The 20,378-nt window shown below is 65.2% G+C and carries 23 protein-coding genes; 15 read left to right on the top strand and 8 right to left on the bottom strand.

Annotated elements, in window-relative coordinates:
* Positions 1–13 precede the first annotated feature (13 nt).
* From A3M7_RS49750 to A3M7_RS0120330, 6 genes are all read left to right on the top strand, one after another.
* Entirely contained in the window at positions 14–184 is a 171-nt protein-coding gene (locus A3M7_RS49750) for a hypothetical protein (RefSeq protein ID WP_165448174.1), read from the top strand.
* A 22-nt stretch (positions 185–206) separates the two neighbouring features.
* Entirely contained in the window at positions 207–1,004 is a 798-nt protein-coding gene (locus A3M7_RS0120350) for an alpha/beta hydrolase (protein WP_027545553.1), read from the top strand.
* Entirely contained in the window at positions 958–2,436 is a 1,479-nt protein-coding gene (locus A3M7_RS0120345) for a sodium:proton antiporter (RefSeq protein WP_027545552.1), read from the top strand. Before A3M7_RS0120350 ends, A3M7_RS0120345 begins: the two co-directional genes overlap by 47 nt.
* A gap of 44 nt (positions 2,437–2,480) precedes the next feature.
* Positions 2,481–3,578, top strand: a complete 1,098-nt coding sequence (locus tag A3M7_RS0120340) for a calcium:proton antiporter (RefSeq protein ID WP_027545551.1) — start codon at positions 2,481–2,483, stop codon at positions 3,576–3,578.
* Between the two features lie 23 nt (positions 3,579–3,601).
* Positions 3,602–3,886 carry a cupin domain-containing protein gene (locus tag A3M7_RS0120335; RefSeq protein ID WP_027545550.1) on the top strand — a complete coding sequence of 95 codons (285 nt, stop codon included), beginning with the start codon at positions 3,602–3,604 and terminating at the stop codon, positions 3,884–3,886.
* Between the two features lie 93 nt (positions 3,887–3,979).
* On the top strand, positions 3,980–4,879 hold the full coding sequence (locus A3M7_RS0120330; RefSeq protein ID WP_027545549.1) for a hypothetical protein: 900 nt from the start codon (positions 3,980–3,982) through the stop codon (positions 4,877–4,879).
* Positions 4,880–4,999: 120 nt separating this feature from the next.
* Here the strand turns inward: A3M7_RS0120330 and A3M7_RS0120325 are convergent, their stop codons facing one another.
* Both A3M7_RS0120325 and rpsU read right to left on the bottom strand, forming a co-directional pair.
* On the bottom strand, positions 5,000–5,650 hold the full coding sequence (locus A3M7_RS0120325; RefSeq protein WP_027545548.1) for a tetratricopeptide repeat protein: 651 nt from the start codon (positions 5,648–5,650) through the stop codon (positions 5,000–5,002).
* Between the two features lie 216 nt (positions 5,651–5,866).
* Positions 5,867–6,163, bottom strand: coding sequence for a 30S ribosomal protein S21 (gene rpsU, locus A3M7_RS0120320; RefSeq protein ID WP_027545547.1), 297 nt, complete (start codon positions 6,161–6,163; stop codon positions 5,867–5,869).
* A 261-nt stretch (positions 6,164–6,424) separates the two neighbouring features.
* On the opposite strand from rpsU, the gene aqpZ reads away from it, so the two are divergent.
* Positions 6,425–7,147: an aquaporin Z gene (gene aqpZ, locus A3M7_RS0120315; RefSeq protein ID WP_027545546.1), complete on the top strand. Its 723-nt coding sequence runs from the start codon at positions 6,425–6,427 to the stop codon at positions 7,145–7,147.
* Positions 7,148–7,244: 97 nt separating this feature from the next.
* On the opposite strand, the gene A3M7_RS0120310 is transcribed toward aqpZ, so the two are convergent.
* Both A3M7_RS0120310 and purE read right to left on the bottom strand, forming a co-directional pair.
* Complete coding sequence (locus A3M7_RS0120310; protein WP_027545545.1) at positions 7,245–8,351, bottom strand: 5-(carboxyamino)imidazole ribonucleotide synthase; 1,107 nt, start codon at positions 8,349–8,351, stop codon at positions 7,245–7,247.
* Complete coding sequence (purE, locus tag A3M7_RS0120305) at positions 8,348–8,836, bottom strand: 5-(carboxyamino)imidazole ribonucleotide mutase (protein WP_011089851.1); 489 nt, start codon at positions 8,834–8,836, stop codon at positions 8,348–8,350. The genes A3M7_RS0120310 and purE overlap by 4 nt, the downstream gene beginning before the upstream one ends.
* A 142-nt stretch (positions 8,837–8,978) precedes the next feature.
* Between purE and A3M7_RS0120300 the strand changes: the two genes are divergently transcribed.
* On the top strand, positions 8,979–9,701 hold the full coding sequence (locus tag A3M7_RS0120300; RefSeq protein ID WP_027545544.1) for a GGDEF domain-containing protein: 723 nt from the start codon (positions 8,979–8,981) through the stop codon (positions 9,699–9,701).
* A 108-nt stretch (positions 9,702–9,809) separates the two neighbouring features.
* On the opposite strand, the gene A3M7_RS0120295 is transcribed toward A3M7_RS0120300, so the two are convergent.
* From A3M7_RS0120295 to A3M7_RS0120285, 3 genes are all read right to left on the bottom strand, one after another.
* Positions 9,810–10,061, bottom strand: a complete 252-nt coding sequence (locus A3M7_RS0120295; RefSeq protein ID WP_027545543.1) for a hypothetical protein — start codon at positions 10,059–10,061, stop codon at positions 9,810–9,812.
* Between the two features lie 22 nt (positions 10,062–10,083).
* Positions 10,084–10,296 (bottom strand): hypothetical protein, encoded by a 213-nt coding sequence (locus tag A3M7_RS0120290; protein ID WP_027545542.1) that lies wholly within the window; start codon positions 10,294–10,296, stop codon positions 10,084–10,086.
* A 138-nt stretch (positions 10,297–10,434) separates the two neighbouring features.
* Positions 10,435–10,641 carry a YdcH family protein gene (locus A3M7_RS0120285; protein ID WP_027545541.1) on the bottom strand — a complete coding sequence of 69 codons (207 nt, stop codon included), beginning with the start codon at positions 10,639–10,641 and terminating at the stop codon, positions 10,435–10,437.
* A gap of 329 nt (positions 10,642–10,970) precedes the next feature.
* Here A3M7_RS0120285 and A3M7_RS0120280 point away from each other — a divergent pair, with 329 nt between their 5' ends.
* Positions 10,971–11,153 carry a YdcH family protein gene (locus A3M7_RS0120280; RefSeq protein WP_027545540.1) on the top strand — a complete coding sequence of 61 codons (183 nt, stop codon included), beginning with the start codon at positions 10,971–10,973 and terminating at the stop codon, positions 11,151–11,153.
* 113 nt (positions 11,154–11,266) lie between these two features.
* Here A3M7_RS0120280 and A3M7_RS0120275 read toward each other — a convergent pair whose 3' ends face one another.
* Positions 11,267–12,370 carry an NAD(P)/FAD-dependent oxidoreductase gene (locus A3M7_RS0120275; protein WP_027545539.1) on the bottom strand — a complete coding sequence of 368 codons (1,104 nt, stop codon included), beginning with the start codon at positions 12,368–12,370 and terminating at the stop codon, positions 11,267–11,269.
* 203 nt (positions 12,371–12,573) lie between these two features.
* Between A3M7_RS0120275 and A3M7_RS0120270 the strand changes: the two genes are divergently transcribed.
* The 6 genes from A3M7_RS0120270 to A3M7_RS0120245 all read left to right on the top strand — a co-directional run bounded on the left by A3M7_RS0120270 (position 12,574) and on the right by A3M7_RS0120245 (position 20,342).
* A complete protein-coding gene (locus A3M7_RS0120270) occupies positions 12,574–15,261 on the top strand; it encodes an EAL domain-containing protein (RefSeq protein WP_027545538.1) in 2,688 nt (895 codons plus the stop codon).
* 141 nt (positions 15,262–15,402) lie between these two features.
* Positions 15,403–16,902, top strand: coding sequence for a glycerol-3-phosphate dehydrogenase (locus A3M7_RS0120265; RefSeq protein ID WP_027545537.1), 1,500 nt, complete (start codon positions 15,403–15,405; stop codon positions 16,900–16,902).
* A 30-nt stretch (positions 16,903–16,932) separates the two neighbouring features.
* Positions 16,933–18,105, top strand: coding sequence for an ABC transporter ATP-binding protein (locus A3M7_RS0120260; protein ID WP_027545536.1), 1,173 nt, complete (start codon positions 16,933–16,935; stop codon positions 18,103–18,105).
* Positions 18,102–19,016, top strand: a complete 915-nt coding sequence (locus tag A3M7_RS0120255) for an ABC transporter permease (protein WP_027545535.1) — start codon at positions 18,102–18,104, stop codon at positions 19,014–19,016. Before A3M7_RS0120260 ends, A3M7_RS0120255 begins: the two co-directional genes overlap by 4 nt.
* Positions 19,017–19,020: 4 nt before the next feature.
* On the top strand, positions 19,021–19,833 hold the full coding sequence (locus A3M7_RS0120250; RefSeq protein ID WP_027545534.1) for an ABC transporter permease: 813 nt from the start codon (positions 19,021–19,023) through the stop codon (positions 19,831–19,833).
* A gap of 11 nt (positions 19,834–19,844) precedes the next feature.
* Complete coding sequence (locus A3M7_RS0120245) at positions 19,845–20,342, top strand: DUF6622 family protein (RefSeq protein ID WP_027545533.1); 498 nt, start codon at positions 19,845–19,847, stop codon at positions 20,340–20,342.
* Positions 20,343–20,378: the final 36 nt, after the last annotated feature.

Genomic DNA, 20,378 nt, shown 5'->3' with positions numbered 1-20,378 from the left:
AGGAAGTGGGACCGTGGCCATCAACAAGGAATGGCACCGGTCCCATCGCATGCCGCCCAAGGCGACGCGCGAGCAGCGCGTCAAATGGCACGCCGCGCATGCGGCGGCGTGCGGTTGCCGCGACGTTCCCGCGAGCATCCGGCTCGACGTCATGAAATTGCTGCGGAGCCGGCGCAAGCCCTGAGCCGGAGACCGGCCGCATCATCATGACCATCGTCAAGTGGATCGCCATCCTGCTCGCGGCCGTCTATTGCGCCGGTCTCGTCGTGCTGTATGTCCGGCAGCGCGAGATGCTGTTTCCGATCCCGCCGGTCGGTCGCACCGCGCCGGATGCCGCAGGCCTGCCCGAGGCGGAAGAGCATGTCCTGACCACGTCCGATGGCGAGAAGGTCGTCGTCTGGCACGTGCCGGCCAGGCCCGGCCGTCCCGTGATCCTGTATTTCCCTGGTAATGGTGATTCTCTCGCCGGCTGTGTCAGCCGTTTCAAGGCGATGACGGCAGACGGCACCGGCCTCGTCGCCTTGGCCTATCGCGGCTATGCCGGCTCCTCCGGCGCGCCGAGCGAAGAGGGCCTGCTGCGCGATGCCGCGGCCGCCTACGCCTTCACCACGGCGCGTTACGCGGCGGAACGAATCGTCGCCTGGGGCTTTTCGCTCGGAACGGGCGTTGCGGTCGCCATCGCCTCCGAACATCCGGTCCGCAGACTGATCCTGGAGGCGCCATACACGTCGGCGGTCGATGTCGCCGCCTCGCTGTACCGCTTCGCTCCCGTTCGCCTCCTGATGCACGATCAGTTTCGCTCCGACGAACGGATTGCGCGCGTCACGGTGCCGCTATTGGTGATGCATGGCACCAATGACCTTGCCATTCCGATCGGGTTCGGAGAGCGTCTGTTCGCGCTCGCGCATGAACCGAAGCAGTTCGTTCGCTTTGCGGGCGGCGGACACGACAACCTTGATGCTTTCGGTGCGGTCGAAACAGCAAAGCGCTTCATTGCTTCCTAGACGGCTCGTGACGCTGCGCGGCGGCGTGCCCGTCGCAGCGATCCTCGCGCTGTTGCCGCAGCCCGCATGGGCGGCGGCAGGGCTCGACGGCGCGGCCATGCGCTGGCCCTATGCGCTGCCCTTTGCCGGCCTCCTGCTGTCGATCGCGCTCGGGCCGCTGCTGTTTGCGAAATTCTGGCACCATCATTACGGCAAGATCGCCGCGGCCTGGTCGCTGCTGGCGCTCGGCTCGCTGGTCTGGCTCGCAGGAGGCATGGCGACGCTGGCCGCACTCGTCCATGCCATGCTTGCCGAATATCTCGGCTTCATCGTGCTGCTGTTCTCGCTCTATGTCGTGGCCGGGGGCATTCTCATCACGGGCGACATCAGGCCTACGCCGTCGGCCAATACCGGCATCCTCGCGCTGGGCACGCTCATGGCGAGCATCGTCGGCACCACCGGTGCCGCCATGATCCTGATCCGTCCGCTGATCCGCGCCAACCGGCCGCGGCGCCACAACGCCCACGTCGTGGTCTTCTTCATCATCCTGGTCGCCAATGTCGGCGGTGCGCTGAGCCCGCTCGGCGATCCCCCGCTGTTCGTCGGCTTCCTGCATGGCGTCGACTTCTTCTGGACCACCCGGACCATCTGGCTGCAGACGGCGATCGTTGCCGGATTGCTGCTGGCGATCTTCGTCGTCATCGACGTCTGGCGCTTCCGTAGCGAGCCGGTGCGGGGAGACGCCGGCCCCGCGAAGCCGCTGCGGATTCGCGGCCTCATCAACCTCGTGCTGATCGCAGCGATCGTCGCGAGCCTGCTGGCCTCCGCGATGTGGAAGCCCGGCATAGCCTTCGACATTCTCGGAACGAAGCTGGAGCTGGAAGACATCGCCCGCAATGCGGCGCTGCTCGCCATTGCCGCCCTGTCGGTGTGGCTGACGCCGGAGGAGCACAGGCTGGCCAACGGCTTCACCTGGGAGCCGATCCGCGAAGTCGCAAAGCTGTTCGCGGGCATCTTTGTCGCCATCATCCCGGGCATTGCCATGCTCGATGCCGGGCATCACGGCGCCTTCGCCTGGCTTTTGTCCGCCGTCACGGCACCGGACGGAACGCCGCGCGAGGTCGCCTATTTCTGGTTCACGGGCATGATGTCGGCGTTCCTCGACAATGCGCCGACCTACCTGCTGTTCTTCGAGCTCGCCGGCGGCGACCCGCAGGTGCTGATGCATACGCTCTCGGGCACGCTCGCCTCCATCTCCATGGGCGCGGTCTACATGGGGGCGCTCACCTATATCGGCAATGCGCCGAACTTCATGGTCGCCAGCATCGCCAGCGAGAACGGCGTCGAGATGCCGAGCTTTTTCGGTTATTTCCTGCGCGCCGGCGCCGTGCTGATCCCGCTGTTCCTGCTGCTGACCGTGCTGCCGGTCGCGCCGTTCCTGCACTGGCATTGAATCTGCGGGCTTGCTACTGCTCGACTGACAATTGGAGCCGGTGGATGAGCGCGCATAATCCGATGCCCCGGTCGGCCTGGATATTTCCGGCGCTGGCCGTGCTGATGTTCGCGGCCGTCAGTGCGACGGGCTACGTCTTCACGCTCTCGCTGGGCGGGCTCGTCTTCGCCGTCGTCCTTCTGGTCATCCTGTTCGGCACGGTGTTTGCCGCCGTTCATCATGCCGAAGTGATCGCCGAGCGGGTTGGCGAGCCCTATGGCACGCTGGTGCTGACGCTCTCGGTGACGATCATCGAGGTGGCCCTGATCACCACGATCATGCTGGGCGACAAGCCGGCGCCGGAACTGGCGCGCGACACCGTGTTCGCCGTCGTCATGATCGTCTGCAACGGCCTCGTCGGGCTCTGCATCTTTATCGGCGGCCTGCGCTATCGTGAGCAGGGGTTTCAGCTCTCCGGGGCCAACGTCTATCTCAGCGTCCTGTTCGCGCTCGCGACCATCACGCTGATCATGCCGAATTACACGACCACCACGCCGGGCCCGGTCTATTCGGCGGTTCAGCTCGGCTTCGTCGATGTGGTGACGCTCGCGCTCTATGCGGTGTTTCTCTACACCCAGACCGTCCTGCACAAGGATTACTTCGTTCATGAACGGGCGAAGGGCGAGGGCGGGGAGGCGCACCTGTCGGTCGGAGCGCTTGCGCTTACCGTGGGGATGCTCCTGGTCTCGCTCCTGGCCGTCGTGCTGCTGGCCAAGAAGTTCTCGCTCGTGGTCGATGCCGTGGCCGCCAGGATCGGCGCGCCGCCGGCCTTCGCCGGGCTTCTGGTCGCGCTCCTGATCCTGATGCCCGAAGGTGTCTCGGCCATCGCGGCGGCCCGCAAGAACGATCTTCAGAAGAGCATCAACCTGGCGCTGGGCTCCTCGCTCGCGACCATCGGCCTCACCATCCCGGCCGTCGGCATCGCCACCTACGCCTTCGACAAGGAGCTCGAGCTCGGTCTCAGCGGCCAGGGCAGCGTCCTTTTGCTCCTGACCTTCTTTTTGAGCATGCTGACCTTCGGCACGGGCAGGACCAATGTCCTGTTCGGCCTGGTCCATATGGTGGTATTTGCCGTCTACGTGTTCATGGTTTTCGTGCCCTGAAGCGATTCTCCAGGAGATTTTCGATGCTTGCCGCCAAGTCCGAGGTTCAGATCGACAACGAAGAGGTCCGGGTGACCGAATGGCGGCTCGCCCCGGGCAGCGCGACCGGGCACCACACCCACGGGATGGACTATGTGATTGTTCCCGTCGTTGCCGCCGAAATGACCATCGTGGCACCCGGCGGCGAGCGCTCCAAGGCGCAGCTTGCGGCCGGAAAATCCTACTTCCGCAAGGCCGGCGTCCAACACGACGTACTTAACGAAACCTCAACTGAGATCGTGTTCCTTGAGATCGAGCTGAAGCCGTAAGTCTGGCTTACCGTTTGCCATCGATCCGTCGCAGTTGATCCCTTACAATGCCCCAAAGTTCCCGCATCAGATCGCGCGGGGAGTGGCCGAGAAATGCTGAAATACCTCGCTAAAATCTCGATGGATATTTTCCCCTCGGTGCTCGCGACGATCATCGGGGCGTACATCGTTAATCACTACATCAACGCCAAGCCGGCGGCCGATACCCCTGCGGCCGTGGTGGCACCTGCCGAAGCCGGCAAGAACGGCAAGCCCGCCGACGTCGCCAACCTGCCGGCGCCCGGCGTCAAGGCCAAGGGCGTCTCCGAAAAGAGCGTTTCCGAGAAGAGTGCGACGGACAAGGCTGCGGCCGAGAAGCCCGCCGACAAGCCTGAGACCAAGGCTGCGGACGTCGCTCCCGCCGACGCCGCCTCGCATGGCCGCCCCCCGGCGCGCGAGAAGGCGGCCGCGAAGTCGACCCCCGCAGCTACTGCCCCGGTGGTGGAGGCCAATTCTGCGCCGGCCGCGACGTCCCCGGCTGCGACCCCCGACGCCAACGATCTGGCGCGTGCCGCCATCGAGCGTCTTCGCAAGTCGCCTGAGGGCAAGGCTGCCGAAGCCAAAGCCGCCGAGACCAAGCCGGTCGAGCGGACCCCCGAGCCCGCGGTGCGCGAAGCCACCCGCGTCCCCGAGGCCCCGCGTGTCGTCACCACGGAGCCGTCCGCGGTCCGTCCGCTGCCGCCGCCGATCACGGTGTCCACGCCCTCACCCGAGGCGTATGGCAATGGCGGTTCGTCGCCGTCCTACACGGCCTCGGTCGGCAATGACGACCCGAATCGGCTGACGCCGCCGGCTGACATTCCCGTGCCGGTGATCGCGCCGCCGCTCGACCTGCGTGCCGATGCCGGCGCAACCATGCCCCGGCCGAAGAAGACCAACGTCGCGGACGAGATGCTGTCGGGCATGAAGTCGATGTTCCACTCCGTCTTGCCGAAGAGCTCCACCCCCGATTAAGGTGCTGGCTTAGAGCGTTTTCGGGCGAAGTGGACCCCGGTCCGCGTGAAGAAAACCCCTCACACCGAGATCCCAGAGCTTCGGGTCTGATCCAGTCAGAACCGAAGCCATAGCTGCTTGTCAGCCGCCGACGCGGGCGAGGCCGCTGCGGGCGGCATCATCGCGTGGACGAAGTGCGACAGCCTTGGTGTAGGAGGCCGCCGCCTTGGCCTTGTCGCCCAGCCGCTCATAGGCCTGCCCCCGCGCGGTCCACACCTGGGCATTGTGCGGATCGGCCTCGGAAGCCTCGTCGAGATCGGCCGCAGCCTCCTTGATCTTGCCGAGGGCGAGATGGCTGATGGCGCGGCCGAGCAGCGGCTCGGCCTTTTGCGGGTTGAGCCCGCTCGCGGCGGTGAAATCGGCGATGGCGAAATTGTGCTCGTTATTGCCCTGGTAGATCAGCGCGCGGCCATAGAGCGCCTGCGCGTTGTAGGGATCCAGCCCGACCGCGCGATTGAATTCGTCCAGCGCTGCTGCCGTCTCGCCTGACTTGGCCAGGGTCTGGGCCTTTGCGGTGCGGGCCTGGGCCTCAGTGACGTTGCCGGGGCTGACCGCGCTCTCCGTGGCGACCGCCGGCTTGGGGGCCTCCTGCGGCTTTTCCTTCTCCGGCGTCAGCGATCCCAGATCGAAGGAGCAGCCGCACAGTGCGATCCCCATCAAGGCCAGCGCGAGCGGCTGCCGCCAGATCTGGCGCAGTCGCGCCAAGCCACGCTCGGGGAAAGGGGAGGCCATCTACGGTTCGCTCGCGCTAGAGCATGATCCGGAAAAGTGTGCCGCGGTTTTCCGAAAAGATCATGCTCAAACAACAATCTAAAGCGCGATGACCAACCTCATCGCGCTTTAGCGCCGCATCGGTAGTGCCCCGTCCCAGAAAGGCACTGCTCACAAACAATAACGCGGGCCAGCGGCCCGCGTTATCGAAAACTGAGGTCTTAAAAACTCGGCGAATCAGCGCGGTCCGCGCGGACCTGCACCCGGGCCGCCACGGCCGCCACGCTCACCACCGGGGCCAGCGCCGAACACCGGCTTCGGCTTCATCGGCAGCAGGCCTTCACGCTGGAGCTTCTTGCGGGCCAGCTTGCGCGCGCGGCGCACGGCTTCGGCCTTTTCGCGAGCCTTCTTCTCAGAGGGCTTTTCGTAGTGACCGCGGAGCTTCATCTCGCGGAAAATACCCTCGCGCTGCATCTTCTTCTTCAGCGCCTTGAGGGCTTGATCGACATTGTTATCGCGAACGAGAACCTGCACGCGGCATCCTCTTCAGTGGACAGGATTTGAATTCTGGTAAGTCAAAGGGGATGGCAAAACGCACAAGCCCTTAGCCTTGAGCGCGCGGATGTATCAGACAAAACCCTGGATGTCCACCTGCCAAGCGGGGTTTCGGGCCAAGTTCAGCCATTAAATAAGGCGAAAAGACCTCTGTGCGGCCCCGATTTGGGAGATTTGGCGTCCTTGACGGGGCTGCGACCGGAGCTTCGTTCCGGAAACTTTGAAATCAGGGGACGACACATGGATATGAAGAAATATGCTGCCGAGGCCATCGGCACCTTCTGGCTCACATTCGCAGGTTGTGGCAGCGCGGTGATCGCAGCCGGCTTCCCGCAGGTCGGAATCGGCCTGGTCGGCGTGTCCCTGGCGTTCGGCTTAAGCGTCGTCACCATGGCCTACGCGATCGGTCACATCTCGGGCTGTCATCTCAATCCGGCTGTCACGGTCGGCCTTGCCGCCGGCGGGCGCTTTCCGGCCGGCCAGATCCTGCCCTATGTGATCGCGCAGGTCTGCGGTGCGATCGTTGCCGCCGAACTGCTCTACGTCATCGCCAGCGGCGCCCCAGGCTTCGACGTCACCAAGGGCTTCGCGTCGAACGGGTACGATGCGCATTCGCCCGGCCAGTACAGCATGGTGGTCTGCTTCATCACCGAGGTGGTGATGACCATGATGTTCCTGTTCGTCATCATGGGCGCAACTCACGGCCGTGCGCCCGCGGGCTTCGCGCCGCTCGCGATCGGGCTCACGCTGGTGATGATCCATCTCGTCAGCATTCCCGTCACCAACACGTCGGTGAACCCGGCGCGCAGCACGGGCCCCGCGCTGTTCGTCGGCGGTTGGGCGCTGGCGCAGCTCTGGATGTTCTGGGTCGCGCCACTGATCGGCGGCGCGCTTGGCGGGGTGATCTATCGCTGGCTCAGCGAGGAGCCCGCCGGCGTCGTGGCAGGCGTGAAGACGGCCTAGAGCGTTTTCGAGCGAAGTGGATACCGGTTCGCGTCAGAAAAACGCGTCAGAACAAACCTAGTCGGCAAGCGGGATCGCGGCGGTTGCCGCGGTCCCGTCACTTCTCCCGGGGCGGCCGGACTTCGGTGACATGGCCCATCTTGCGGCCGGGGCGCGGTCCGCCCTTGCCGTAGATGTGGATGGTCGCGCCCGGAACGCTCAGCCACTTCTCGTAATCGTTGATCTCGTCGCCGATCAGATTGGTCATGGTGACGATCTCGCCGTGGCGGACCGGCTTGCCGAGCGGCCAGCCGGCGATGGCGCGGATGTGCTGCTCGAACTGCGAGATGGAGGCGCCGTCGAGAGTCCAGTGTCCGGAATTGTGCACGCGCGGGGCGATCTCGTTGACCAGCACCTTCGGCCCGGTGCCGTTGGCGAGCACGAACATTTCCACCGCGAGCACGCCGACATAATCGAGCGCGCCGGCGATCTTGCCGGCGATGCTGCGCGCTTCTTCCGCGAGCGCATCCGGAATCTGTGCGGGCGCGCGGGATATCTTCAGAATGTGGTCGCGGTGCTCATTCTCGGTGACGTCGAAGCACTCGACCTGGCCCGTCGCCGATCGCGCCGCAATCACGGAGATCTCGCGCTCGTAGGGGATGAAGGCTTCGAGGATCGCCGATTTGGTGGCGAGGCTGGTCCAGACCTTGGCGATGTCGTCGCCCTCGCGGATGATGGCCTGGCCCTTGCCGTCATAGCCGAAGCGGCGGGTCTTCAGCACGGCCGGAAGACCGATCCTTACAATCGCCTCGCGCAACGAGGAGACGGAGGTGACGTCGGCATAGGCTGCGGTGCCGATGCCGAGCCGCGTCACGAAATCCTTCTCCGCGAGCCGGTCCTGGGTCGTCTCCAGGATCTTGCGGTTGGGCAGCACGGGGCGGCGCGCATCCAGCACCATCGCGGCCGCGGCCGGCACGTTCTCGAATTCGTAGGTGATGACGTCAACGTCGTTGGCGAACAGCTCGAGCGCCTCGACGTCGGCATATTCGGCGCAGGTCGCGTTCAGCACAACGTCGAAGGCCGGCGAGTCAGGATCGGGCGAGAACACCTGGCAGCGCAGGCCGAGCCGCGCCGCGGCCATCGCCAGCATCCGCCCCAATTGTCCGCCGCCGAGGATTCCGATGGTGTCGCCGGGCTTCAGCTTCACCTGCTTTGCGTCAGTCACGCCTTGTCCTCCGGGCGCTCGGCAACCGCCTCGGTCTGCGCCTTGCGCCAGGCGGCGAGGCGGTCGGACAAGGCCGGGTCGGACAATGCCAGTACGGCGGCAGCAAGCAGCGCCGCGTTGATCGCGCCGGCCTTGCCGATGGCAAGGGTGCCGACCGGGATGCCCGCGGGCATCTGCACGATGGAATAGAGCGAATCGACGCCCTTGAGCGTCTTCGATTCGACGGGAACGCCGAAGACGGGGAGTTCCGTCAGCGCCGCCGCCATGCCCGGCAAATGTGCAGCGCCGCCCGCGCCGGCGATGATGATCTTGTAACCCGCCGCCTTGGCGCCCTTGGCGAAAGCGACCAGCCGGTCGGGGGTGCGGTGGGCCGAAACGATGCGGGTCTCGGCGGCAACGCCGAGCGCTTCAAGCGTGTCGGCGGCATGCCGCATCGTGTCCCAGTCCGACTGGCTTCCCATGATGATGGCGATCGGCGCGGTCATGACGTTAATTGTGCTCGGGAAAACAGAAACATAGGCCAGATTAACGGTTCCGGCCGGCGGCTCGCAAGGCGGTGGCAAGGAGAAGGGAATGCACTATCCTGTCTTGGTGAATCCCCGCAAGCCTTCATTGAGCAGGATGCCCATGAAGAAACCAAAAAGGGCAAGCGCTGCGAAGGCCAAAAAGGGCCGGAAGACCAGTGCCAGCCGATCCAAAGCCGCCCCCAAGCGTTCAGTCAGGCGTGGGGTCAAGGCGCCGCGGCGCGGAGCGTCGGCCGATGATGGGGGCAACGACGGTGCCAAGGTCATCCGCGGCCTGCGGACCAAGCTCAAGCAGGCCTTGCAGCGCGTTGCCGAACTCGAGGCGGCCGCCGACACCGATTTCCTGCTCGAGATTCCGAACCGGCGCGGCTTCGAGCGCGAGCTCACGCGCGCCATTGCCTACATGAAGCGATATCACGCCAGCGGCGCGCTGATCGTCCTCGATGTCGATCGGCTGAAGCCGATCAACGATTCCTTCGGCCACGCCGCCGGCGACGAGGTGCTCAAGGCGATCGTCGGCGCGCTGACGCGGCAGGTCCGTGCCTCCGACGTGGTCGGCCGGCTCGGCGGCGACGAGTTCGCGCTGCTGCTGTGGAATCTCAACGAGACCGATGCCAAGGCGAAGGCCGCGGTCTTCGAGCAGACGATCGACGAATTATCCTTCGTCTTCCGCGGCCAGCATGTGACCGCGGGCGCCTCTGCCGGCGTCGCATTGCTGGGGGCGCAATCCGACGCGGGCCGCGCCCTGGAGGAGGCGGATGCCGCAATGTATGTGCGCAAGGCGTGCCGGCGGCACGAGCCGCGGATCAGGCTCGTCAGCAACTGAGCATGATCCGGACCCGAAGGGCCGCGTTAGCGCAAAGTGTGCAGCGCTTTTCCTCGCGACAAACGCGAAACGCGTTTGCGCGGAGATCATGCTCAAACAATAAATGCCCTACAACGTGGCCAGATCTTCCGGCACGTTGCCGAACTTGCGCAGCAGCGTAGCGTCGCCGAATTCGCCGGTCATGGGATCACCGCTGCGGCAAAACGCGATCGCGCCGATGTGGCCGGCGCCGCGCGCCAGAATCTCGGCGCGCCGCAGCGCTGCCGTCGAGGACTGACATTCCTCCGCGGCGCCCGCGACCGGTGATCCGTCGTCATCGATCAGGAAGGGCATTGCAACGTAGTAGGTGACGTCCGACATGGCGTTGCTCCGGTCATCAACATCAGGCGGCGCTGCTCCGCGCCTTGCTGCGAGAGGTCTCCGGAATGCAGCCGGCTGAAATCGCCGCCTGCAATTCCTCGAGTTCCGCCTCCAGATATTCGTTGGCCATGATCAGCGCCTTGATGGTGCTGCGCAGATTGCCGTCGCACATCGCGATCGCCTGATCGCAGGCCTGTTCATAATGGCTGTTGTCCAAAAGGGCGGTTGCCGACATCTGCGTTGTCCTTGCTGGTTCCTTGGGCGCTTCTCTGGGCGTTTCCTGGGGGCGTTGGATGCCGGAATGTTCCTATTTTGTTCTTTTGGAGTCAAGCGGATTCACTGCGGCGCCCTGCCGCGAAAAGCCCGCTGGGGATCAGGCGATGATGTCAGGCGTGATCTGGTCTTCGATGAAGGCGATGCGGTCGCGCAACAACAGCTTGCGCTTCTTCAGCCGCTGTAACCGCAATAGGTCGGGGGCTGGCGATTGATGCAGTGCATCGATCGCGGCATCGAGATCTCGGTGTTCCTGCTGCAACCGGGCGAGCTCGGCTTCGAGTTCGCGCTCGTCTTCATGGGTCATGTCTGCGGTGGCCGAAAAACCGATGGCGTGAGATTTAAGGCTGTGGATGCCCTGTGGAAATTATCGTCCTTGCGCGCCGTGACCGCAAGCGATCTCGGGCCGTCGCTCACCGATCTCTCGCAAGATATTTTCAACGGTTCGCTGCGGCGCTGCGCAAGCGCATTGATATCATGGATTTTTCCCAGCGTGGTTCCTTACTCACGCTTCGTTACATATGAATTTTCAAAAATGACATTGCGACGACGGATATTCGTCGACAGAACGAATCGGTGATGTACACTTGCTCGTCCGGATCGAATCCAAGGTCACCCCTACCGAGGAGGTTTCGAATGACAATTCAGGCACATCTGGTTGAATTGGAACGGAAGCACAAAACTCTCGAAAACGAATTGCACGAAGCTCTCGTGCACCTTTCAACAGACGACCTGCAAATTGTTGAGTTGAAGCGCCGGAAGTTGATGGTCAAGGACCAGATCGAGCGTCTGAAGCAAACTAGCGACACGCTCCACTAGTAAACCCCGTAACAGTGCAAAGTTTGATCGTACCCTTTCAGGCAGGGGTGAGAGCCGTTGCGCTCATCCCTGTTGGAGGGTGCAAAAGCGCGCAAGGACATTTGCGCGGCGCCCTAGATTCCTGCGAGCTCGGCGACGTGATCCGCGATCGCGAGCGAGGACGTCAGTCCCGGCGATTCAATCCCGAACAGGTTGATCAGGCCTGCGACGCCGTGATCGCGCGGGCCCTGCATCAGGAAATCCTGCGTGGCGACCGCCGGCGGCACGATCTTCGGGCGGATGCCCGAATAGCTCGGCATCAACGCGCCGTCAGGCAGCGTCGGCCAGTATCTCCGGATTGCCGGATAGAAGCGATCGGCGCGTGACGGATCGACCTCGTAGTTGATCGTCTCGATCCACTCGACGTCAGGGCCAAAACGCGCCTGCCCTGCCATGTCCAGCGTCAGATGCACACCGAGGCCGCCGGGCTCGGGGACCGGATAGATCAGGTGCGAGAACGGCGCCTTGGCATTGCAGCTGAAGTAATTTCCCTTGGCGAGATAGGCCGGCGGAATCCGGTCCAGCGGCATGCCGTCGATGTTGCGCGCCACTGTTGTCGCCGCGAGGCCCGCAGCGTTGACGAGCAGGCTGCATTGCAGCGCCATCGGTGCCTCGCCGCCGGCCTCGACCTCGATCACGCCGGCGGCCGCCTTGGCGCGGATCAGCGGGGTGTGAAACGCGAAGGCCGCGCCGGCTTCCTCGGCTTCACCGCGCAGCGAGAGCATGTAGGCGTGACTGTCGATGATGCCGGTCGAGGGCGAGAGCAGCGCGGCGTCGCAGGCGAGCGCCGGCTCCAGCGCGCGTGCGGCCTCACCCGTGAGCAACTGCATGTCGAGCACGCCATTGGCCTCGGCGTGCGCCTTGATCGATTGCAGCTTCTCGGTTTCCTTCGCATTGGTCGCGACGATCAGCTTGCCGCAATTCTTGTGCGGGATGCCGCGCTCGCCGCAGTAGCGGTAGAGCGCGTGCTTGCCGCTGACGCACATGCGCGCCATCCAGCTCCCGGCGCGGTAGTAGATGCCGGCATGGATCACCTCGCTGTTGCGCGAGGAGGTGATGGTGCCGATGGCCTCGGCCTCCTCGAGCACGATGACCTCGCGCCCGGCCTGAGCCAGCTTTCGAGCTACCGCGAGCCCGACCACGCCGGCTCCGATGACGATGCAGTCGACCCTATCCATGGTTGTGCAGGAGGTCCGCTGGAAGCGCCGGTGGCATCAAGCCCGGGAACGACGGCGCGGGGTCATTTTCCGTTAAGGAAGCATTTATCATGTCAGGGCAATTGCCGTATTTCACGTCAGATTTTTTCTGTTGCGCGTACAGGCGTTTACCCGATCCAAACCCGTGAAGCCAGACAATCCGACGTTGAAATCGCGGGTGGCTGATGGCTGAGAAGAACTGGCACGCGGACAGCACGATGCCGATTGCTGTGCAGGCCGTCGTGTGCCTGATCGGCACGGTCGCGCCTGCGCGTGCCTTTGCGCTGTCGGACAGCTTCGCTCCGCCGAGCTCGCTCGACAACCTCGATCCCAACCTGATCTGGGAAGCCCTGATCGGGGGCATCGTCGTCTGCGCGTTCCTGGTGGCAATCGCGTTGTGGATCCACTCCGCGCTGCGCCGGACCAGGCGGTTGCAGCTGCGGCGCAACGCCTTCGTCTCCTCCGCCATGAACAATCTCAACCAGGGCGTGGTGATGACCGATGCGCAGCGGCGCGTCATCTTCTGCAACGACCGCTATCTCGAGATCTATGGCCTGTCACGGTCGGATCTGTGGGCCAACATGAACGGCCACGACCTCCTCGAGCTGCGACGCAAGCGCGGGGTCCTCGGTGGCGTCTCCGACAAGGAGTTCTACGAGAAGGCGGCAAGCGCCAACGGTCTGATCGCCGAACTGCCTGATGGCCGGGCCATCCTGGTGAAATATTTCGTGCTGCCGAACGGCGGCTCGGTGGCGACGCATCTCGACGTCAGCGAGGAGCGCAGGCTGTCGCGGCAACTCGCCTCGACCAAGCAGTTTCTGGAAACGGTGCTGGACAACGTGCCGGCCTGCGTCGCCGCGAAGAACATCGAGGACGGCTGCTACATCTTCGCCAACAGCGCCTATGAGCGGTTCTGGGGTTTCTCGCGGGACCAGGTCGTCGGCAAGAACGCGCGCGAGCTGTTTGCCCCCGTCTCGGCGGACAGAATCGAGGCGACCGACCAGGCCGCGCTCAATTCGCCGGACGGTCAGTTCCGCAACGAGTTCGAGGTCGACCGCGGCGGTGAACGGCGCATGGTAGCCTCGATCCGGATCGTGGTCCGCAACGAGAACAACAAGCCCGAATTCCTGCTGCTCGTGTTCGAGGACATCACCGACCGCCGCTCGCTGTCGCAGGAGCTGGAGAGCACCAAGAAATTCCTCGAACTCGTCGTCGACAACATCCCGGTGGCGCTGATCGTGGAGCAGGTCAAGGACGGCCGCTATCTGCTCGCCAACCGCAGCGCCGAGTCGATCCTCAACCGCAGGCGCGAGGAAGCCACGGGCCTGACCGCGTCCGACATCTTCAATCCCAAGGAAGCCAAGCTGATCATCGCGCGCGACGAGGCCGCGATCAAGAAGCGCGGGATGATCACCGAAGAGCATCCGATCTCCACCAAGGACGGCCTGCGGCTGTTCCTGACCCGCCGCGCCACCGTGCTCAGCGATGCCGGCGAGCCGCAATATCTGATCAAGACCCACGAAGACGTCACCGACCGCCGGCAGACCGAGTCGCGCATGGCGCACATGGCTTATCACGACGGCCTCACCGATTTGCCGAACCGCGCCGCCTTCCTGCAGGCGCTGACCCAGATGATCGAGGCCTGCGAAGGCACCGGCGAGGAGTTCGCCGTCCTCTGCGTCGACCTCGACGGCCTCAAGGAGGTCAACGACGTCTTCGGCCATGCGCTCGGCGACAAGCTCCTGGTCGAGGTCGCCCAGCGGCTCCAGGATTCCGCGCGTGGCGGCGTGGTGGCACGCCTGTCCGGCGACGAGTTCGGCCTGATCATCGACGGCAAGCAGCCGGAGGCGGGTCTTGCGCTGGCGCAGCAGCTCGGCGAAGCGGTCGCGCGGGAATTCCAGATCGACGGCCGGCCGGTCCGCGCCGGCGTCACCACCGGCATGTCGATCTTCCCGCACAATGGCGCCGACGGCGCCTCCCTGCTCGCCAATGCCGGTGCGGCGCTGTTCCGCGCCAAGCAGAAATCGCGCGGCACGATCAGCCTCTACCAGCCGGAGATGGACCAGCAGATCCGCGATCGCCGCGTGCTGCATCAGGACCTGTCGATGGCGATCAAGAACGGCGAGCTCTCGCTCGCGTTCCAGCCGCAGGGCGCCGCCGGCCATAGCGTCGCCGAAAGCGAGATCATCGGCTTCGAGGCGCTGGCGCGCTGGCAGCATCCGGTGCGCGGCCAGGTCTCGCCGGCCGAATTCATCCCGATCGCCGAGGAAAGCGGCCTGATCGTCGAGATGGGCGAGTGGATCCTGCGCGAGGCTTGCCGCGAGGCGGCGTCCTGGCCCAAGCCCCTCCAGGTCGCGGTCAATCTGTCGCCGGCGCAGTTCATGCACGGCGACGTGGTCGGGCTGGTCCATTCGATCCTGATCGAGACGGGGCTGGCGCCCGGTCGGCTCGAGCTCGAGATCACCGAGGGTGTGCTGATCGAGGATTTCGATCGGGGCCTGGCGCTGCTGCGCCGGCTGAAGGCGCTCGGCGTGCGCATCTCCATGGACGATTTCGGCAGCGGCTATTCCTCGCTGAGCTATCTCCAGGCGTTCCCGTTCGACAAGATCAAGATCGACCGCGCCTTCATCATCAATCTCGGCCGCAACCCGCAATCGGCGGCGATCGTGCGCGCCGTGATCGATCTCGGCCACGGCCTCGAAATGTCCATCATCGCCGAGGGCGTCGAGACGCTCGACCAGCTGGCCTTCCTCGCCAAGGAGGGCTGCGACGGCGTGCAGGGCTATCTGCTCGGCAAGCCGCTGCCGATCGGGAAGTATGCCGGCCTCGTCGGCCGCGCCGAAGCCGTGGAGCTCGCGCTCAAGACCGGCTAGAGCGTTTTCGAGCGAAGTGGAAACCGGCTCGCGTCAAGAAAACACGTCAAAACAGGAATCCGGAGCCGCGTTCCGATACCATCGGAACGGAAATGGCTCTAGTGATGAGAGCGCTTCGTTTCGCTCCTTCTCGACGGCTTCATGGCGGATTACGACCTTGCGATCATCGGCGGCGGCCTGAACGGTGTCAGCCTCGCGCGCGATGCGGCCGGCCGCGGCCTGCGGGTCATTCTGTTCGAACAGGGCGATCTCGGCGGTGCCGCCTCGTCGGCGACGCCGCGGCTGATCCATGGCGATCTGTCGGTGCTGGAGCGCCGCGGGTTCTGGCGGGTGCGCCGGGCGCTGGCCGAGCGCCGCACCTGGCTCCGGATCGCGCCGCATCTGGTCCGGCCGATGCGCTTCGTGATTCCCGCCCATTCCGAGGAGCGCCCGCCATGGCTGCTGCGGGCCGGCCTGTATGTTTATGACGGCCTCACGAACCGGGGTGGCCTGCCGCCATCAGCGACCCTCGACATCACGCATCATCCGGTCGGCAACGCGCTGAAGCGCCCGTTCGGAACAGCCTTCGAATATTCGGACTGCGTCGTCGATGATTGTCGCCTGGTGGTGCTCACGGCGCTGGATGCCGCCGAACGCGGCGCCGCGATCCATACCGGGGCACGCTGCGTGCGCGCTGACAGAACCGACACATGGCGCCTTGCGGTGGTCGATCGCGGCCACCGCCGCGCGATCACGGCGCGGGCGCTGGCCAACGCCACCGGCGGGTGGACGTCGATGGTGGCGGACACCGTGCTGCGGCAGCCGCTGCCCGCTATGGCCGCCATGCAGATGAGCCAGATCATCGTGCCGCGGCTGTTCGATTCCGGGAACGTCTACGTCTTCCAGAACAATGATGGACGGCTGATCTTCGCCCGGCCCCTCGAACGCGACTTCACGCTGATCGGCACGGTCACGCATGCTTTCACCGGAGATCCCGCCATCGTCGCGATGGCGGGCGCCGACGTCAGCTATCTCTGCGAAGCGGCCAGCCGCTATTTCCGCGAGCGCGTCGCCCCGACCGACGTGGTCCGCACGGTCTCGGGCGTCAACCTGACGCTGGCGTCCGCGCGGGGACGCGACGGCACGACGCTGTTCCATGCGCGCCGGCGCAAGGCGCCGCTGATCACGCTGTTCGGCGGTGACGTCACCACCTCGCGCCTGCGTGCGGAGCGGGCGGTGACACGGCTGACGCCGTTCTATCCGATGTCGCCGCGCTGGACCGCCGGGGCGGCGCTGCCCGGCGGCGATTTCGCCTGGGATCGTTTCGATACTGAAGTCGACCTTGCACGCGACCGCTGGCGCTTTCTCTCGGAGGAGGAGGCCCAGCGCCTGGTCGCGGCCTATGGCTCGCGACTGCCGATGGTGCTCGGCGAGGCAAAGAGCCGTGACGAACTCGGTCCCGCCTTCGGCCCCGAACTGACCGGCGCCGAGGTGCGCTATCTGATCGGCCACGAATGGGCACGCTTCCCCGAGGACGTCTTGTGGCGCCGCTCCAAGCTCGGTCTGACCATGCCGGCAGCGGACCGCGACGCGCTGGCCGCGTTCATGGCGGATGTGAACGATCGGCCCGAACCGGTTGAGCAAAGGCCGATCGGCCGCTAGCGTGCAGCGGAATCGGGGTTGGCAGGGACCATGGCGGAAGAGTTGCCCGGAACGGACGTCGCGGCCGATACGGCCGCCGGAGATGTATTTCCCGTAGCGGGTCAGCCTTTGCTGCGCATCGAGGGCGTCGCCAAGACGTTCGGGACGTTCCGGGCCGTGGACGGCGTGTCACTCGACATCAAGGCCGGCGAGTTCTTTGCCCTCCTTGGCCCGAGCGGCTGCGGCAAGACCACGCTTCTGCGCATGCTCGCCGGCTTCGAAGCGCCGGACGAGGGGCGCATCCTGCTCGGCGGCAAGGACATCGCGCAGGCGCTGCCGCACGAGCGCCCGATCAACATGATGTTCCAGAACTACGCGTTGTTTCCACACCTCTCGGTGCGCGACAACATCGCCTTCGGCCTGAAGCGTGCCGGCATGGCGCGCGCCGACATCGCCACGCGCGTCGCGGAGATGGTCGCGCTGGTGAAGCTCGAGGGGCTCGAGAAGCGCAAGCCCGACCAGCTCTCCGGCGGCCAGCGCCAGCGCGTGGCGCTGGCCCGCGCTTTGGCACGCCGCCCGCAACTGCTGCTGCTCGACGAGCCCCTCGCCGCGCTGGACAAGAAGCTGCGCGAAAGCACGCAAGGCGAGTTGATGGAGCTCCAGCGTCGGCTCGGCATGACCTTCATCATCGTCACCCACGATCAGGAGGAGGCGATGACGATGGCGAGCCGGATCGGCGTGATGAAGGCCGGCAAGCTCGCCCAGGTCGCTGGCCCCCGCGAGCTCTACGAGGCACCGCGCTCGCGCTGGATCGCGGAGTTCGTCGGCGACGTCAATCTGTTCGACGCCGAGTCCAGATTGCGCGACGGCCATCGTCTGGTCATCGGCACCCGTGATGCGGGTACGCTGGTGGTCGCCGAGCCGCGCGAGCCGGTCGGCGCGGGAAAATTGTCGGTCGCGATCCGTCCCGAGAAGGTCAAGCTGTCGCGCCGCGGCCCGGTGAGCGAGGCCGGCCGTGAAACGGCAATCAACCGGCTGGACGGCGTGATCGCCGACATCTGCTATCTCGGCGGCACCACCACCTACAAGGTGAAGCTCGACACCGGCGGGACGGTGCAGGCTTCAGTGGCCAACAGCGCCCGCCTCGACGTCGACGCCTACAGCGTGAACCAGAACGTCGTCGCCTGGTTCACGCCCGACGACTGCATGGTGCTGCCGTCATGAGCTCCCGCCGCATCTTCGCGCGACCGGCGCGCTTTGCCGCGATCGCTCCCTATGTCTGGATGGTGCTGTTCTTTCTGGTGCCGTTCGGCTTCGTGCTGAAGATCAGCCTGTCGCAGACCGCGATCGCGCAGCCGCCTTACGAGCCGGTGTTCGACCTGACGGCGGGGTGGGAATCGCTCGAGGCGGCCTTTGCCGCGCTGTCGTTCGACAATTTCAGGCTGCTCGGCTCCGATGACATCTATGTGTACGCCTATGTGCGCAGCCTCACCGTTGCGGTCACGGCGACGGCACTGCTGCTCCTGATCGGCTATCCCATCGCCTATGGCATGGCGCGGTTGCCGAAGCGCTGGCAGGCGGTGGCGATGGTGCTGGTGATCGTGCCGTTCTGGACCTCGTTCCTGATCCGCATCTATGCCTGGATCAACATCCTTCAGCACGACGGCCTGCTCAATCAGATCCTGCTCGCGCTGCATCTGGTCAGCCAGCCGGTGGTGTGGCTCTCCACCGATACCGCGATGTATATCGGCATCGTCTACTCCTATCTTCCGTTCATGATCCTGCCGCTCTATGCGACGCTCGCCAAGATGGAGCCGGCGCTGGAGGAGGCGGCCTCCGATCTCGGCGCGCCGCCCTGGCAGGTGTTCTGGCTCGTCACCTTCCCGCTGTCGCTGCCCGGCGTCGGCGCCGGCGTGCTCTTGTGCTTCATCCCCATCGTCGGCGAGTTCGTGATCCCCGACCTCCTGGCCGGCTCCAATTCGCTGATGATCGGCCAGACCCTGTGGCTTGAATTCTTCACCAACAAGGACTGGCCGGTCGCGTCCGCCGCGGCCATCGTGCTGCTGGTGGTGCTGCTGGTGCCGCTGCTGCTGTACGAACGGCTCCAGAAGCGGCAACTGGAACAGGGACGGTGAGCCGATGCGCAAGGTCTCTCGCCTGTCCCGCTTCAATGTCGCCTCGCTCGCGCTGGGGTTGGCATTCCTCTATCTGCCGATCCTGATTCTCGTCATCTATTCCTTCAACGCCTCGCGGCTGGTGACGGTGTGGGGCGGCTGGTCGCTGCGCTGGTATCACGAGTTCTTCAATGATCGCGCGATGATCGAGGCGGCCTTGATGAGCCTGCGGGTCGCGGTCTCCTCGGCGACCATCGCCACGCTGCTCGGCACGCTCGCCGCGGTGGCGCTGTCGCGCGGCGAGAGGTTTCGCGGCCGGACGCTGTTCTCCGGCATGCTCTATGCGCCGCTGGTGATGCCGGAGGTGATCACCGGATTGTCGCTACTGCTTTTGTTCGTGGCGCTGAACGCCGAGCGCGGCTTCTGGACGGTGACGATCGCCCATACCACGCTGACGATGTGCTTCGTCGCCGTGGTCGTGCAGTCCCGCCTCGGCTCGCTCGACCGCTCGCTGGAGGAGGCTGCGATGGACCTCGGCTGCAACCCGGTGCGCGCGTTTGTCGCCGTCACGCTGCCGTTGATCGCGCCCGCGATCGTCGCCGGCTGGATGCTCGCCTTCACGCTGTCGCTCGATGATCTCGTGATCGCGAGCTTCACCACCGGCCCCGGCTCGGCGACCTTGCCGATCCGGATCTATTCGGAGGTGCGGCTGGGCGTGAAGCCCGAGATCAACGCGATCTGCACGCTGGTGATCGCCCTGATCGCGGTCGTCATCGTCATCGCCTCGCTCGCCTCGAAGCTGTCGAGCTCGCAGGGCGAGAGCGCGGCGCCGCTTTAGAGGGGCCGATCGTGACATTCGCCTATCAGGTCCTGGTCCACACGCCGCTCTGGGTCTTTGCGTTGTTCGCCTATCTTGTCTGGCAGGGCATCAAGGCGATGCAGCCGCGCACGACGTCGATCTGGCGCGCGCTGATCGTGCCGGTCGTGTTCATCGTCTGGGGGATGTCGCGGATCGGCTTCGGCCACCGGGACAGCGTTTGGCCGCTGGTCGCCTGGATCGCGGCCGCGCTGGCGCTGCTGCCGCTCGGTGTGCTGACCCCGCGTCCGTTCGACGTCGATCATACGACCGGGCAGATCATCCGTCCGGGCAGTGCGTTTGCCCTGATCCGCAATCTCATCGTGTTTGCCCTGCAATACGCGGTCGGTGTGATCTCGGCGATCGACGCCAGCGATCGCGCGCTCGCGATCATCATCGGACGAGCCATCTCCGGCGCCACCGCCTGCTATTTCATCGGCTCGACGATCGCACTGCTGATCGCATATCGACGCAAACGCGCTGAAGGATGATCAGTGTGTGCGGTGCTTGGGCACCGCCCGGAATCT

This window comes from Bradyrhizobium sp. WSM2254 (genome assembly GCF_000472645.1).
GTDB lineage: Bacteria > Pseudomonadota > Alphaproteobacteria > Rhizobiales > Xanthobacteraceae > Bradyrhizobium > Bradyrhizobium niftali.
This window is presented reverse-complemented; position numbering and strand designations above follow the sequence as displayed.

What these genes read in the sequence shown, in the direction of transcription:
- A3M7_RS0120295 (WP_027545543.1), bottom strand. Translation starts at nt 10,061, where the DNA reads ATGTCGGACGTCACCTACTACGTTGCAATGCCCTTCCTGATCGATGAC.
- A3M7_RS0120270 (WP_027545538.1), top strand. Translation starts at nt 12,574, where the DNA reads ATGGCTGAGAAGAACTGGCACGCGGACAGCACGATGCCGATTGCTGTG.
- A3M7_RS0120330 (WP_027545549.1), top strand. Translation starts at nt 3,980, where the DNA reads ATGCTGAAATACCTCGCTAAAATCTCGATGGATATTTTCCCCTCGGTG.
- A3M7_RS0120335 (WP_027545550.1), top strand. Translation starts at nt 3,602, where the DNA reads ATGCTTGCCGCCAAGTCCGAGGTTCAGATCGACAACGAAGAGGTCCGG.
- A3M7_RS0120260 (WP_027545536.1), top strand. Translation starts at nt 16,933, where the DNA reads ATGGCGGAAGAGTTGCCCGGAACGGACGTCGCGGCCGATACGGCCGCC.
- aqpZ (WP_027545546.1), top strand. Translation starts at nt 6,425, where the DNA reads ATGGATATGAAGAAATATGCTGCCGAGGCCATCGGCACCTTCTGGCTC.
- A3M7_RS0120285 (WP_027545541.1), bottom strand. Translation starts at nt 10,641, where the DNA reads ATGACCCATGAAGACGAGCGCGAACTCGAAGCCGAGCTCGCCCGGTTG.
- A3M7_RS0120345 (WP_027545552.1), top strand. Translation starts at nt 958, where the DNA reads ATGCTTTCGGTGCGGTCGAAACAGCAAAGCGCTTCATTGCTTCCTAGA.
- A3M7_RS0120350 (WP_027545553.1), top strand. Translation starts at nt 207, where the DNA reads ATGACCATCGTCAAGTGGATCGCCATCCTGCTCGCGGCCGTCTATTGC.
- purE (WP_011089851.1), bottom strand. Translation starts at nt 8,836, where the DNA reads ATGACCGCGCCGATCGCCATCATCATGGGAAGCCAGTCGGACTGGGAC.
- A3M7_RS0120340 (WP_027545551.1), top strand. Translation starts at nt 2,481, where the DNA reads ATGAGCGCGCATAATCCGATGCCCCGGTCGGCCTGGATATTTCCGGCG.
- A3M7_RS0120265 (WP_027545537.1), top strand. Translation starts at nt 15,403, where the DNA reads ATGGCGGATTACGACCTTGCGATCATCGGCGGCGGCCTGAACGGTGTC.
- A3M7_RS0120300 (WP_027545544.1), top strand. Translation starts at nt 8,979, where the DNA reads ATGAAGAAACCAAAAAGGGCAAGCGCTGCGAAGGCCAAAAAGGGCCGG.
- A3M7_RS0120290 (WP_027545542.1), bottom strand. Translation starts at nt 10,296, where the DNA reads ATGTCGGCAACCGCCCTTTTGGACAACAGCCATTATGAACAGGCCTGC.
- A3M7_RS0120325 (WP_027545548.1), bottom strand. Translation starts at nt 5,650, where the DNA reads ATGGCCTCCCCTTTCCCCGAGCGTGGCTTGGCGCGACTGCGCCAGATC.
- A3M7_RS0120255 (WP_027545535.1), top strand. Translation starts at nt 18,102, where the DNA reads ATGAGCTCCCGCCGCATCTTCGCGCGACCGGCGCGCTTTGCCGCGATC.
- A3M7_RS0120250 (WP_027545534.1), top strand. Translation starts at nt 19,021, where the DNA reads ATGCGCAAGGTCTCTCGCCTGTCCCGCTTCAATGTCGCCTCGCTCGCG.
- A3M7_RS0120280 (WP_027545540.1), top strand. Translation starts at nt 10,971, where the DNA reads ATGACAATTCAGGCACATCTGGTTGAATTGGAACGGAAGCACAAAACT.
- A3M7_RS0120275 (WP_027545539.1), bottom strand. Translation starts at nt 12,370, where the DNA reads ATGGATAGGGTCGACTGCATCGTCATCGGAGCCGGCGTGGTCGGGCTC.